The following is a 13,889-nucleotide window of genomic DNA, read 5'->3' as shown; positions in this document are numbered from 1 at the left end:
AAGCTACCCATACACACGTTAGCGCCCTTTACCAGGAACGACGATCTTCTTTCGATAACTTTCGTCATGGTTTAGCACCGTGACGTTGAGGTCTTTATTTACTAAGCCTGTTGGTAACTCAAAGCTCTTTTTTCTGCCTTTGATCAGGGTATAAAAAACACGGCACGAGCTTTCTTTCACACCTTGGCAGTTGTCTACCAAAACTCTAAGCATGGTGTTGCCTTTGTTTTGAATTGAAAGGCTTTTACCCACAACATCAATGGCATAATCTACTTTGGGTTCTTTAGCCGGAACAATTAATACTGGCGCATAACCAACGAAAATGTTGACCGATTGTTCACTAGATTCAGAACCATTTGCGTAAGGTTTTGGAACAAAGACGATTTCGTAGGTACGGTCTTCTTCCCATGAGCAACTGTCCCCACAGATTGCTCGGATACCAAGACTTTTTGTTCTGCCTGGCTCGATAATGAATCTCGGGTTACTAACTGCGACCGTCCATTCTGCCAAGTTTTCTCTTGTATAAGGCTTACGAATTAAATCACCCTCTTTTGTGGTCGAAATTTCATTGATTTTCGTTTCAACAAAATAGACCATCTCTTTGTCATTGGTAACGATGAATGAAGCGTTACCGTTTTCATCTGAAACCTGAAGCATTTTATCGAGATACACTGCACTGGATAATGTCGAGAAAAGGCACAAAAAAGATCCAACTAATAGTTTCATTTTCATATTACTTCCTTACCTCACCAATATTGATAGGAGTATTTGTTCTCGCAAATTTAAGTAGCATATCCATCTCTTCTAACTGTTTATTTGATAGAAGGAGTTCATCTTCATAAGAAACATAAACGGCAATTCGCTCGCGCTTATCTAGCATATAAACTTTCATATCCTTGCTTTCAATATTTGATATGAAATCAAATATATTAGAGTCTTTATAATATTCACCCAAGTATTTAACCATCTTATCGTTTTCAGGATGACCAGATATTAGGATTGACTCTCCCAGCCTTAATTCTGGGAAGCAATAGTTAGTGCCGTAATTAGTTTTATCCTGATAAATTTCCAACTCACACACCAAACCATCAGCTTTTAATGTAAATGGCAGTTCATCAAATACCGTAATATCGAAAACACCGTCATAAAGCTCATATATATCTAAACAACCAGCACCATCACACGTTAGGTTCGCAATCGGTGTATCAAAAATATCTTTAAAGCCTGAGATAACCTTTTTGGTGATACCTACACTGGTCGTCAACTCGATAACGCCTGATGGGTAGGAATAACCCGAGGTGTAATCTCGACCACTGTTTTGTAGATCACCGACATCGGTATTCAGCTCAATCGCGTACTGTCGATAGTCATCCATCGGGATAACTGTCTGGTAGTTGTAAAGTGAGACTTTCTTCAACTGGCCATCGTGGTCTTTGACAGTTAAATAAGCTTTCAGCTTTTTATCGTCATCGGCACGCTGTTGACCGCCGTTGCGTTGTAAGTCAACAATGCCGTAACTGCTACTTTTATCAGCGGTAACGTACCCTTTACCGTTGGCAAAGATTTGTGAGGAATCAAAACCCAGTGAAGCCCCTCTCTTGCCTTGAGTATCCGCAGTGACTAGCCCGTTAGCACGTAAGTAGTCATTACGGTAATTACCTGAGTAAGAGGCATCGACTCTGGTCGAGGACTCTGAAACATTGTTGTAAACATGACTCACTTCGCCGTAGTCCTGATAATTTTCTCCGTCGATAATGGACGACGCTGACAAAGTATTTCTAATCGATGATACCTGTCGGTTGTAGCCATAAACCGTAGAGCGATAAGAGATAGAATCTTTTGGGTTCAAATTGATCGTTACCGTCAAAGTTCCATCAAGCTTGTCTAACTCAAAGTCTTCTTCCAGCGAATTGGTTGTGTAACCTAGATTGACGTCCATGCGTACATAGTTGTTAATCTGACGTCCCAAGCCGAATGCGAAGTTATAGTTTTCATAGTCAATCGATGTGACATCGCTTTGGTTAAAGTTATACGCGCCACTTAACCTTGCCTGACCTAAGTTAAACAACTTAAATGAGCTACCTACATAGGCACGTTTAAAGTTGCCGTAACCGTATAACTTGGATGCTAAATTGCTGTCACTACCCCCTTTGTACTCTTGAAAAGAGGTAGTTAAAAAACCCAAGTTCAATGTCGTATTAAAATAGGTCTCGCCACTGTTGGCATAGTTATACGTTGACTGAAGAGACAGATCCCAAGGTAGATCGAACTCTAAGCCCGCCGTCGCGATGGCCCCTAAATCACTGCCTGTAACACCTAGCCCTAAAAGAGTTGAATTGTGTACTTTTAAGCTCGTCAGTCCACGCGCAAACATCAACTCCTCTTCTTGTACTTTATCGACGATGTTTTTGCTCTCAAGCTGACCGACAGAAAGTAGAAAGTCGTAGTCGTTAAGCGCCAAATTGTCAGAACGTTTGTTATAGATTGTGTGAGCTTCTTGTACCAACACGTTGTCGTTATTACGGATTTCTAGAATGACATCGTAAATACCGTATGGCAGCTCAGAGTAAGAAACAAACTGCTGACCAGGCGGAGTGTTTCGGTTCAATAGTATCCGACCATTATCGGCATCTTTGACGATCAAACGACCAACCGATGGGGAGAAGAAATAGAGCTGTTTGTTTTCGTTCTTCTTGCCCAACAATAAATTGTCAGATGAACCAAAATCTATGGTTCGCTCGGTTACACCATTCAACGTTGAACCTTCGCGCAGGAAATCTGTGCTATTCATCGATTCATGGCCAATAAACTGCCCAACTCGTAAACTGTACTGGTCGAAGTCGAGATGATACGCAAGCTTGTACACATCAAACTCATCGCTGTAACTCTGGTACTGCACCTCACTTTGGATGTAACCGTAGTTCAACCCAACCATCAACTCGTCATTGATGCTGTAGTTGAAATCAGAGTCGTCATATTTGTCTAAATCAATTGAAAAATGGTTAATGGTCGCAGGGTTATCTTTTTTAGTTTGTTGGTATTTCCCCTCGACCTTAGATTCGACTTTATTGACAAAGCTAGGGCTGACAAATAGCAGTAAGCGTTTATTGTCATAATCTAAAACCAGAGCATAATCTTCACCTGTTGGTAATAACACACAGTTTGATAGCTCTTGCTCTTTACACTCATTGTTTCTAACCGCGACGCCACCTTTTAGGTCGGCTAGGATTTTTGCGACGTACTGAGGCTTCAGATTGTTGTCCAACAACATGGCATTTAGCTTTGCATTTTCGCTAGAATCGTCGCTCAGCTTTACGCTATCGTAGGCAGCCAGCAGAACCACATCACGATAGTCACCGTTTAGTTGCTTTAACTTTAGGTTTTGTTTTTGATATGCGAAGAAACCTTCAAAACCTTCAGGAACATTCACTCCCATTGAAAAAGCACTAAATGAGATGATCAAAGAGATGCAAATTAATAAGTTGTATACACCTTTCATAAATCATACCTAAAGCCCACCACAAACGAGCCGTTACAACTTCTAACTTCCTCATCACCTATGGACTCGAACTTAAGCATCAGATCATGGGCAAGCACGCTACTTTCTGAATCAAATTGTGTATCTGAGTAAGTAATCGCCTCACCAATCTTCATCGGCTCCACTTTGTTATCGATATGGACATTGGCGATACTGTCATAACCATCAAGTTTGTTTTCAGTCTCTGGCCTAAATGAGGAGTAACAACTAGAGACGTTATTTATGAGAAACAACTGATAGCCCGTTACTTCTAATTGTGAATCGAATGAATAAACGTCCGATTCAATAGTGAGCTTGACTGGCTTATCTGCAAACGTGCTGATAGCCGGGTCATAAGCCAACGTTATTGAACTAGGATCGAGCTTTAAACTGACCGTATCTGCCAACATGTTTGAACGGTCAATATTGGTCGATACCTGAAACGTATGACTTTTGTAATCCGCTGCGGCACTAGGGACCGTCAGAGCCGCCAACAATGCAGTGCTACAGACAATAACTCTCACGTAATACTTCCTATCCCAGTAAATAGGGGCAATCTCGAATGGCATTGCCCCAGACTGCTTTCTAAATTAAAGCTCTGAAGCCACTACTGTTACTGATAGCGCTGCGTCTTGACCTGTGTATGCGTCAATAGCGCTTGTGTCAGACGTAGAAACTGCATTTAGAAGAAGAATATCGCCTGTGTGAGAAGCAACTTGCGTCACACCAGTTGAAGAAACAGTGGCTAATTCAGTGCCATCGTTCTTTACTGACCACTCAATACCTGTCACCGGAGAACCGTTTGCGTAGAAAGCAACATCAGCAACCGTCCACTCGATAGAACGAGCTTCTGTACCGCCTTGACCGTCATCACGTTGAGTCGTAGAAACCAATTCACCAACTTCTGGAGCGGCTGCCGTACCAGTGTTGTCACGCGCTTCAAGTTGAATATTAGGCGCTACGATTGTGCCGTCTTGCGCACGCATTAGCTGACCAATAGGAGTCACTAGTGCACCGCCTTCACCGGTGATCACAAAACCGCTAGATTGAATTACGCCAGGAACAACACCTTGCCAGTTTGCCGTGGCTGTTGCAGTGTCACCAGCTGCTGCATTTACGCCTTGAGCGACTAGTGCGATTGCACAAGCTGAGAAAATCTTTCTTAATTTCATAAACTTACCTTGTGTGTACTTTAACTTATTATTAATAAGAACATTTGTTTCCATGTTCTCTCGAGACCCAATGTTAGTTATCTTGTACAGACATGTGTTAGCAAAGTGATTTAAATATAAATAAGAATGCTATTTTGTTACCGACATTCATTTGGTCTAAAAATACGAAAAAGGTAAGCGACGTGAATATATCAGTTGTGGGTTAGGAGTATTCCTACAAGCATATTAAACCTTTCCTTCATGATCTATAAGACTAGTTTTCTAGTACATTGGAACGGTATACTAAAAATCCAGTAGATAATAATAAGCATTTTTATTTTAAAGTAAGTGTATTTTCAAAGGACGAGATAATGTCACGCTAGAGACCGACTCGTTCTCAGTTAGAGAGGACGTCATCTCATAGCTGACAACAGATGCGTTATATAAACAGTAAACTAGATCGATCTTAATACTACTCAGCTCTAATTCTATTCCACTGCCTAACTTCTCATATTCAGAAACATTTATTAACGAAAATGATTTGTGTAATGAAACCACTAAAAGTCGACATTCTGAATCGTAAGTAAATAATTTAATCACGAAATCATCTAATGATATGTCGTAGTTGTTATTATCGTCAGTTTCGAAAAACATACCTTTTATATGTTTATTAAACTTTATTGAAACTTTACCATCCAGTGTAAATGGATATTTAACCTTTTGCATAAGATGTACCTGTTGATACTAGATAGGGATTTTATACAAAATCTCAATAGTGATTATTTAGCATACAGATTTACATTATGATTGAGACGCCAATACCCAACGCAATCACAGCGGAAATCAATCAAGCTATTAGCATTCATCATTATTTTTTTATTTACCTGCCTACAATGACATTGGAAATTTATACAATATGATTATGAGTTGTTCGTTATAGCAACTTAAATCGTTTAACTATGGCAATAGTTTTCTCCTAAGAGTAACGGCCTCCCCTTTCAGTCATTGCTCTTAGGAGTTTTTTTGTTGAGGACGCATATCACCTCAAACTAGAAAGGAATGTAAACATGTGTTTTCTGTTAGATAGATACTTGTCAGATCGCAACATGGCGAACAAACATAACCTTGGCTACAAGATACAAGAAATCAATGATTTAAAAGGAGAGAACATTGGTTACGAAGTGCTTATCAATGCAGAGGGGTTATCCATTAGGCAGGCAGATGAGATATACAACAAAGGCCTAATGTTTCCTCACTCTACGCAAAGACTAATAAGGCGACTTGAACGCTACGTCGAAGAAAACAGCCAAGTTCTATTCGGAAAAAACCTATTTATCAATTTAGAACGAAGCCATTTATGTGACAAATTCCTTCTTTGTGACATTGTTATTCTCTCTCGAAAAGCGGCACATAAAAACGTAAACGTTATTATCGAGATAACCGAGCGAGATACTTGTGGCAAATGTCCAGAAATTGGAACAGGGATCAATTTCTTAAACAAGAACAATGTACTTCTTGCCTTAGACGATTATGAGTTAAATAAGAGTGACTTTAGGTACAAAGAGCTAGATACCAATGTTTATAGTTTTATTAAGGTTGACTTTGCCTCGTTATCTAATCATCAAGAACAGCTTGATGAACTACTAGAGAAGTACAATTTGAAATTAATTGTCGAGTACATTGAAAGTGAGAGTGATAGAGATTGGGTAACTCAACATGCCCCTGAAACTTGGGCGTTGCAAGGATATCTCTACAACACGTTCTCGGCGAAAATTTAGAGTTACCTTTTTACTCACTTTACTAAACTTTAATATTGTCATCTCTCGGTTATAAAATTAGCAAATGAATTTATATTATTGTCAGAATGCTTACTTTAACGACGTTGTTAAAGGCTATGATGTAAATGTATTGGGTGTTTACACCATCCATACTCTAAGATCATCTATGTTGTAATATTTACTCTCACCTTCCCCTAAAGGTGAGAGTCTTTTTAACGTCCAAAGTTATCTCACCATACATCTTCTCAACTGCCAGCTAAGTCGAAATATCAGTTAACGCATTAGCATCGAAAGTAAAACTAACCTCCAAATGCTGTCACTAATAGGTTTTATGCCGTTAGTCTATAAATAAAGGAGTTTAGCTATGAAGATTAGGCCTTCTATACGGTCAATATTAGTCTTATTGATAGCCGCCGTAGGGCTTAGCGGGTGTAACCATAAAATGCAAGAGCTTGTTGTTACACCAAAGCAAAGCACGGTGCCAATTGGTTTCCAACAGCAACTAAAAGTGCAAGAAGTTTACAAGAAAGGCAAAGAGATTAACGCCACAAACAACCGCGATGTGAAATGGAGCAGTTCGGATGATTCAATTGCAACTGTAGATTCTAACGGGCTTGTAACTACATATAACAAAGCGGGGATCGTAGAGGTCACCGCCGTTGGTAACTTTAAAAAACGCGAGTTCAAAGACACAGTAACCCTTGAAGTTACAGACACAGTGCTTACTTCACTTACTGTTACACCGAAAGAACGCTCCACACCAGTGGGCTTAACGAGAGCATTCACCGCCACGGTATTTTTCTCTAACGGCCAAGCAATTGATATTAGCAATGATCGCTCCACGCAATGGAACAGCAGCGATAGTTACGTTGCGACGATTTCAAACATAGATGGAAGTAAGGGCATTGCACTCGGTAAAGCTATCGGTTCGTCGACTATCACTGCGTCCTTTGAATTCAACGGAAACAGTTTGAGTGACAGCACCACTCTAAATGTCAGTGAAGCGATTGTAACGGAATTTAGCGTTACCCCCAGCAAGCAAAGCGTGCCTGTTGGTTTAACAAAACAATTCTCTGCAATGACGAAAATGTCTGACGGTAAAGCGATTGGCGTGACCAGTTGGATTAACTAAGCCATTCATTTATCCGTTTCACTTGCCCTCAAATACGCTCTAATACGTTCGAGTAGTACGGACAAAAGGCACACCATGTTCGTCTTCAATGACTTGTGCCTGAACATCATAAATATCCTGTACAAGTTCGGACGTTAGCACCTCTTTTGGGTGTCCAGTTGCCATCAAATGTCCATTTTTGAGCACGAGTAGATTGTCTGCATACTGCGCAGCCAGATTGAGATCGTGCAACACCATGATTGTTACGTACTCTTTTTGACGAGTCTGGCTTACCAAATGCTCAAGCAATACGTGTTGATAATGCAAGTCGAGAGCACTGACAGGTTCATCCAACATCATAATCTTTGGCTCACGCATTAGTGCTTGGGCGAAGAGAATCATTTGCCGTTGACCACCACTAAGCTTGCTCACATCTTTGTTTGCGAGATGCGAAAGCCCAATCTGGTCCAATATCCCCAGCGCCTTATTCAGCGCTTCATTTCCCACTCGCAAGCTCAGCGCATCCAGTTGCCCAAGCAACACAACTTCAATCGCAGTTAGGTTAACGTCTAGGTTGATGTCTTGTGGCATATAACCAAACTGGTTTCGCCACTGCGAGAGTAAATTATGTGTTAGCGAGTTCTCACCATGATGGATCTCACCCGACTCCAATCTAATGTCACCAAACAACGCTTTGAGTAACGTACTCTTACCTGTTCCATTTGGACCAAGAATCGCTGTCACTTGACCTGGCTTCAGCGCAAAATCAATGCCTTTGGCCAAACTCAATGAACCAATCTGAATGTGAATTTTGTTTGCAGTCAGCATCATTAACCTCTCCTAGCGATAATCAACCAAAAGAAGAAGGGCACGCCAATAATTGCGGTCACAATCCCGATTGGAAACAGTGCGCCGGGCACAATTACTTTTGAAAGAACAGACGCAGTAGAAAGGAGAAACGCACCAATTAGAAAAGAAAGAGGTAAAAAGAACCGCTGGTCTTCTCCAACCAAAATTTTGGCAATATTTGGCGCTACAATACCAACAAATCCAATGATGCCGACAAAACTGGTCACCGTCGCTGTCATCAAAGCAACGATGAATAGTGTCTTCAAACGCAACTTTGCGACATTAACACCAACACTTTTGGCCCGCTCTTCTCCTAACCGTAGTGCAGTTAATTTCCAAGAATCTTTGAGTAACAACACGACGCCAGTGATGACTACCACTGAGGTAATGAATAAATTTCCCCAGTTTGATTTCGACAGACTACCGAAAAGCCAGAATAGGATTTGCTGACTTAACTCCGGAGACGAGACAAATTGCACCAAAGACAACAGCGACTGGAACAAAAACAACAATGCAATACCCGCCAGTATTAGTTGACCAGAGCTGATATGGCGCATCGAAGCCAAGGCAAAGAGGAAACACGCTGAAAGCATGCAGCAAATGAACGCGCCAAGCGGTACTGCGTAATTACTATCTAGACCCAATGAACCAAAATAAAGGGTAATTGCAGCACCGAAACCCGCAGCCGCAGCCATACCCAAAGTATACGGACTAGCCATTGAGTTATTCAGCAAGGTCTGCATCTCTGCCCCACCAACACCGAGAGAACCGCCGACAATAATCGCCATAAGCGCAATCGGTAAACGTAAATTCGTCACAATGACTTGTGTTGAGGCATCGACCTGAAACGGCAAACCGACAAACTCCAATATCGCATACAAAACCCGACTGGCATCCAGCATTGATGGTCCAGTCATGATATCGAGCACAAATGAGACAACTAAAATAAGGCAGAAAACACTGAGTACAAGAAAACGTTTCCGCTCATACTTTCTCTGATTTTCAATGGCTTGTAATACTGCTTCGGATTGCATCTAACGCTACCTGATTACTTAAAAATTGACTTTCTTTTCCACGACACTGCGGTTTGTTTTTAGACAAACGCGCTGCCCATTTGCCTGAACAGGCATACTAACAAAAATGATAATAATTTGCATAACGATTAATAAAAATATTATCATCGATAACTTAGCTAAGGGAGCCAGCGAACTCTGGCATATAGAAAAGAGTCTAAATCACCATGTATAAAACACTACTCAGTTTTGCGGCGCTTACGATCAGCGCTTCGGCATTTGCAGAAATCACAACCGTTACCGACGTACTAGGTCGAGAAGTCACCTTTGACGCACCAGCTAAACGCGCGATTGTCGGTTTCTACCCTGAAGACTATATGGCGATTGGCACAGAAGCGGCGTATGACAATGTTGTCGGTATGTCGAAGTACATTTGGCAAGCGCGCTCTGCAAACTGGGAACTCTACGTTAAGCACCGCCCTTCCCTCGACAAAATTCCTGAAATTGGCCGTGTCGATACCAATACGTTTTCTGCTGAAAAAGTGATTAGTCTAAACCCTGACGTCCTAATGCTGGCAGACTGGCAATATAAGGGACTCGGTTCAGAAATTGAACGTATCGAAGATGCTGGCATCCCCGTAGTAGTGGTCGACTACAATGCGCAGACTCTTGAGCGTCACCTCAAAAGTACACAACTGATTGGCGTGCTCACAGGCCAGGAAGAGCGTGCAGCAAAAATCGCAAATGAATACCAGCAGAACCTAGAGATGATCACCCAACGACTAGAGTCTGCCAAGCTAGAAAAGCCGAAAGTCTATACCGAATATGGCGCTGCTGGCGTGAATGAAGTCGGCTATACCTTTGGCAAAAACATGTGGGGGGCGATTGCTACAATGGCGGGTGGCGACAATATTTCAGCGCCGTTTGTTGAATGGTGGGGGAAACTCAATCCAGAACAAATTATCGTTGCTAACCCTGATGTGATTGTCATGACGGGTTATGAGTCAGGCAGCTCTGATGACGCAATGGTGATGGGACAAGGTGTCGATGAAGAACTTGCTAAGCAGCGTTTGGCCGGATTTAAGCAGCGCATTGGTTGGGCATCAATTGCAGCGGTTAAGAACAACCGCATGTATGCTGCTTATCACGGTGCATGCCGCACCATTCTCGATGGCGCAATGCTGCAATTTTACGCTAAAGCAATGTATCCCGAGCAGTTCAAAGACTTAGATCCAAAGCAAGCGTACTTAGACTTCTACTCTAAATACTTGCCAGTCACGCCAAGTGGTTCGTTTGTAACGCAGTTGTAGTTTAGGTTTATGTATGTCAGGTTGAATTCGTACCGACCTGACATACATCTCGAATTTTTAAGCAGAAGCGGCAATAAGCTTATGCTTCAATACGCTCAACAGACTCTGGCCAACCTTCGTAATAAATGTGGTCCGCTTGCCAAAGAATATGGTCTGGGTCATCGGTGCGAAGAGTTTGAGCAACCGTCAGCGCAAAATCAAAGCTCACGCCTAAACCTTTGCCCGTAATAAAGTTACCATCCACAACCACTTTACGGTCTAAGTACTCCCCTTTCTCAACTAAGGTTTCCAAACCACTCCCCGTTGTGAAGTGTTTACCTTCTAGCAGACCATGTTTGCCCAATACTTTTGCTGGCGATGAACAAAGCGCACAAATGTATTTTCCTGCATCTATGTGACGTTTCAAAAACTCAATCACCAGTGGGTTACTCGTCAAATTGTCCGTTCCTTCAGGGCCACCTGGCATCATGACTGCGTCGTAATCCTGTTCGAATTTTTCTGCCAAAGTGAAATCAGCGCTGATACGAGTATCGAAATAGGTTTTCATGACGACATTGTCTTTACAAGCCAGCACGTCAACTTGCATACCGCTGCGTCGAACCACGTCGATGAACACCACCGCTTCGCCTTCTTCAAAACCATCTGCTAGTAACACAGCCACTGTCTTTTGCATGGGAATCCCTCTTCAATTCAATAAAGTAAAGTTTAGCCTCATAATAACATAAAAATAAAACGTCATTTCAATTTTAATTTGTGTGGATGTAATTTCTTAGAGAGTACGTCACGCTGTTTTCGCTTAATGCCTGGTACAACAGAAAGCCCCAGACTCGTAGAGCTTGGGGCTAGAACTTAATCAAACGCAGCAGTTAGTCACATTTGATGCTAAATACTCAGTAAACGTTGTTATTTGGCCGCCAAGTGATGACGACTTACAAAGTACTTAGGAAAGTTAAGATTTTGTCTTCATGACGTTTAATGGTTTCTTCGCTCGGTGTGACGGTATCTTTGTGCGTGAAGTAAACTAAAATCGCCATTTGCGCAGTCAAACGGTTTTCCGCTTCATCAAACGCCACTGAGTATTCGCTTTCTAATGCGCCGCGAGTTACCTCTTCTTTGTCGTTCGCTGGTAAGCAGTGCAGCAACATCGCCCCTGGTTTAGCTTTTGCCATCAGCTCTTCGGTGATCACGTAGTCTGGCATAAACGCTGCTAAGCGCTCTTCTTTCTCGTCCATTTGTGTCACCCAGTAGAAGCTATCACCGTAGACGACATCGCAATCGCTGATTCGCTCCACATCATCGGTAATCTCAATATGGCCGCCAGACTCTTTGCAGAAAGACTCTGCCAACTCTACCCATTCAGGTTCCATTTGGTATTTCTTAGGACCAATTTGCTTAAAGCCCATACCGTATTTCGCACAAGTCAACATCAGTGAACGACACACGTCCGTCGCGTCACCCATAAATGCCAAAGTCAGTTCATTCAGTTGGCGTCCATCGGTAATGTGCTCGCGAATGGTGAACAAGTCCGCCAGCATCTGAGTTGGATGGAAACGCGTATCTAAGCCGTTGATCACAGGCACGGTCGACATTTCTAGTAAGCCATCCAATGTTTCTGGGCTGTTGGTACGCGCCATGATCACATCACACATGCGTGAAAGCACACGAGAGGTATCATCGATAGACTCTTTACCGCCTAGGTGAATGTCTTTTGGTGATAGGAATAACGCATGACCGCCGAGTAGTGTTGCCGCCACTTCAAAAGACACACGGGTTCGAGTCGAGCCCGCTTCAAAAATCATCCCTACCGACTTGCCTTTAAATAGTTGTGGAATTGCATTGTCTTTACGAGCTTGTTTTAAATAGCTCATTAGCTCCATCATGTTGTCCATCTCTTGAACCGAGAAGTCTTTCATCGACACCATGTGCTCAATGTTCGCTTTGTTTAGGTCAGTCGCGCTTGAAGAAGGTAATTTCATAATAATATTCCTATTCTTGTCGTCTGGGGCTCGCCAAAAGCGGCCCCATTTGTTTTAAGTTGTTGGATTTGAATGGGTTTAAACTTGTGGTACTTGTTGAGTAATGCAGTGAATATTGCCGCCACCGAGTAAGATCTCGCGAGCTGGAACACCGTTTACTTCGTAACCCGGGTAAATGTTCTCGAGAATCGCTTTCACTTCAGCGTCGTAACGCTCATCCAGTAAAGGCAGAACAATCTGGTGATTGGTGATGAGGTAATTGGCGTAAGAGGCAGCTAGACGCTCGCCCGCTTCACGTTCCATCCCTTCAGCGATATCAATGCCTGCCGCTTCTTCTTCCGCCATGTACAACGGGCCCGGCATCGGCAATTTATGCACGACGATCTTGCGACCTTTGGCATCCGTTTGGCTAGTTAGGCAGTCGTACGCCTCGCGGCTGATTTCGTACTGCGGATCGTTTTGGTCGTCACACCAGGTCAGCACCACTTCGCCGGGTTTCACAATGTGGAGAATATTGTCGACGTGGCCGTTGGTTTCATCGTTATACAAGCCGCGTGGCAGCCAAATAATCTTCTCCACGTTGAGGTGCTGGCAAAGCACCTCGGTCAGCTCTTCTTTGCTTAGATCCGGATTACGGCTCTCATCAAGCAAGCACTCTTCGGTGGTGTATAAGGTACCTTCACCGTCAATGTGGATAGAGCCACCTTCTAGTACGATTGGTGCACGGTAACGGGAGTCTGCGGTCACTTCACACATCTTCTGCGCCACTTGGTCATCACGTTTCCAAGGCCAGTAAAGACCATCAACAAATCCACCCCATGCGTTGAATTCCCAATCCACACCGCGACGCTCACCCTTATCGTTGACAACATAGCTCGCGCCAATATCACGCATCCAAGAATCGTCGGTAGAGACTTCAAGTACGCGAATATCATCAGGCAGACGAGACACCGCATTGTCGTATTGGTCGGCGCTAACCAACATGGTCACAGGTGTGGTTTTGTTGATTTGTTTCGCCACTTCGGCAAACACTTTCTGCGCTGGTTTAGCACCATTTCGCCAGTTGTCAGTACGCTCTGGCCAAGCCATCCAGATTTCGCTATGAGGTTCGTGCTCACCTGGCATTCTGAACCCATCTTGTTTTGGTGTTGTTTCTAATAGCTTTTTCATCGTCAATCTCCTGA

The 13,889-nt window shown here is 42.9% G+C and carries 12 protein-coding genes; 3 read left to right on the top strand and 9 right to left on the bottom strand.

Annotated features, from left to right (window positions below; genetic code table 11):
- Positions 1-18: 18 nt before the first annotated feature.
- The 4 genes from HCZ42_RS06105 to HCZ42_RS06090 form a co-directional block, all read right to left on the bottom strand.
- Positions 19-732 carry a hypothetical protein gene (locus HCZ42_RS06105; protein ID WP_167419857.1) on the bottom strand — a complete coding sequence of 238 codons (714 nt, stop codon included), beginning with the start codon at positions 730-732 and terminating at the stop codon, positions 19-21.
- A 1-nt stretch (position 733) separates the two neighbouring features.
- Positions 734-3,499 carry a CS1-pili formation C-terminal domain-containing protein gene (locus HCZ42_RS06100; protein WP_167419856.1) on the bottom strand — a complete coding sequence of 922 codons (2,766 nt, stop codon included), beginning with the start codon at positions 3,497-3,499 and terminating at the stop codon, positions 734-736.
- Positions 3,496-4,041, bottom strand: coding sequence for a hypothetical protein (locus tag HCZ42_RS06095; RefSeq protein ID WP_167419855.1), 546 nt, complete (start codon positions 4,039-4,041; stop codon positions 3,496-3,498). The genes HCZ42_RS06100 and HCZ42_RS06095 overlap by 4 nt, the downstream gene beginning before the upstream one ends.
- A gap of 66 nt (positions 4,042-4,107) precedes the next feature.
- Positions 4,108-4,689: a hypothetical protein gene (locus HCZ42_RS06090; protein WP_167419854.1), complete on the bottom strand. Its 582-nt coding sequence runs from the start codon at positions 4,687-4,689 to the stop codon at positions 4,108-4,110.
- Between the two features lie 1,085 nt (positions 4,690-5,774).
- On the opposite strand from HCZ42_RS06090, the gene HCZ42_RS06085 reads away from it, so the two are divergent.
- Positions 5,775-6,446 carry an EAL domain-containing protein gene (locus tag HCZ42_RS06085; protein ID WP_167419853.1) on the top strand — a complete coding sequence of 224 codons (672 nt, stop codon included), beginning with the start codon at positions 5,775-5,777 and terminating at the stop codon, positions 6,444-6,446.
- Between the two features lie 442 nt (positions 6,447-6,888).
- Positions 6,889-7,578, top strand: a complete 690-nt coding sequence (locus HCZ42_RS06080) for an Ig-like domain-containing protein (protein ID WP_167419852.1) — start codon at positions 6,889-6,891, stop codon at positions 7,576-7,578.
- 39 nt (positions 7,579-7,617) lie between these two features.
- Here the strand turns inward: HCZ42_RS06080 and HCZ42_RS06075 are convergent, their stop codons facing one another.
- Positions 7,618-8,388, bottom strand: coding sequence for an ABC transporter ATP-binding protein (locus HCZ42_RS06075; RefSeq protein WP_254868898.1), 771 nt, complete (start codon positions 8,386-8,388; stop codon positions 7,618-7,620).
- Positions 8,388-9,440 (bottom strand): FecCD family ABC transporter permease, encoded by a 1,053-nt coding sequence (locus HCZ42_RS06070; protein ID WP_167419851.1) that lies wholly within the window; start codon positions 9,438-9,440, stop codon positions 8,388-8,390. The genes HCZ42_RS06075 and HCZ42_RS06070 overlap by 1 nt, the downstream gene beginning before the upstream one ends.
- A gap of 206 nt (positions 9,441-9,646) precedes the next feature.
- Between HCZ42_RS06070 and HCZ42_RS06065 the strand changes: the two genes are divergently transcribed.
- A complete protein-coding gene (locus tag HCZ42_RS06065) occupies positions 9,647-10,729 on the top strand; it encodes an ABC transporter substrate-binding protein (RefSeq protein WP_167419850.1) in 1,083 nt (360 codons plus the stop codon).
- A gap of 79 nt (positions 10,730-10,808) precedes the next feature.
- Here HCZ42_RS06065 and HCZ42_RS06060 read toward each other — a convergent pair whose 3' ends face one another.
- The 3 genes from HCZ42_RS06060 to aguA form a co-directional block, all read right to left on the bottom strand.
- The gene (locus HCZ42_RS06060) at positions 10,809-11,402 is read right to left on the bottom strand and encodes a DJ-1/PfpI family protein (RefSeq protein ID WP_167419849.1); all 594 of its coding nucleotides are present in this window, start codon (positions 11,400-11,402) and stop codon (positions 10,809-10,811) included.
- Positions 11,403-11,658: 256 nt separating this feature from the next.
- The gene (gene argF / locus HCZ42_RS06055) at positions 11,659-12,705 is read right to left on the bottom strand and encodes an ornithine carbamoyltransferase (RefSeq protein WP_167419848.1); all 1,047 of its coding nucleotides are present in this window, start codon (positions 12,703-12,705) and stop codon (positions 11,659-11,661) included.
- 78 nt (positions 12,706-12,783) lie between these two features.
- Positions 12,784-13,875: an agmatine deiminase gene (gene aguA / locus HCZ42_RS06050; protein WP_167419847.1), complete on the bottom strand. Its 1,092-nt coding sequence runs from the start codon at positions 13,873-13,875 to the stop codon at positions 12,784-12,786.
- Positions 13,876-13,889: the final 14 nt, after the last annotated feature.

This window comes from Vibrio hepatarius, from assembly GCF_011806575.1.
Taxonomy (GTDB): Bacteria; Pseudomonadota; Gammaproteobacteria; order Enterobacterales; family Vibrionaceae; genus Vibrio; species Vibrio hepatarius_A.
The sequence above is the reverse complement of the archived record's forward strand: the minus strand, read 5'-3'. Positions and strand labels throughout refer to the sequence as shown.

Coding starts and splice junctions, on each gene's coding strand:
- HCZ42_RS06090 (WP_167419854.1), bottom strand. CDS start 4,689: ATGAAATTAAGAAAGATTTTCTCAGCTTGTGCAATCGCACTAGTCGCT.
- HCZ42_RS06100 (WP_167419856.1), bottom strand. CDS start 3,499: ATGAAAGGTGTATACAACTTATTAATTTGCATCTCTTTGATCATCTCA.
- argF (WP_167419848.1), bottom strand. CDS start 12,705: ATGAAATTACCTTCTTCAAGCGCGACTGACCTAAACAAAGCGAACATT.
- HCZ42_RS06060 (WP_167419849.1), bottom strand. CDS start 11,402: ATGCAAAAGACAGTGGCTGTGTTACTAGCAGATGGTTTTGAAGAAGGC.
- HCZ42_RS06075 (WP_254868898.1), bottom strand. CDS start 8,388: ATGATGCTGACTGCAAACAAAATTCACATTCAGATTGGTTCATTGAGT.
- HCZ42_RS06105 (WP_167419857.1), bottom strand. CDS start 732: ATGAAAATGAAACTATTAGTTGGATCTTTTTTGTGCCTTTTCTCGACA.
- HCZ42_RS06080 (WP_167419852.1), top strand. CDS start 6,889: ATGCAAGAGCTTGTTGTTACACCAAAGCAAAGCACGGTGCCAATTGGT.
- HCZ42_RS06085 (WP_167419853.1), top strand. CDS start 5,775: ATGGCGAACAAACATAACCTTGGCTACAAGATACAAGAAATCAATGAT.
- HCZ42_RS06065 (WP_167419850.1), top strand. CDS start 9,647: ATGTATAAAACACTACTCAGTTTTGCGGCGCTTACGATCAGCGCTTCG.
- aguA (WP_167419847.1), bottom strand. CDS start 13,875: ATGAAAAAGCTATTAGAAACAACACCAAAACAAGATGGGTTCAGAATG.
- HCZ42_RS06070 (WP_167419851.1), bottom strand. CDS start 9,440: ATGCAATCCGAAGCAGTATTACAAGCCATTGAAAATCAGAGAAAGTAT.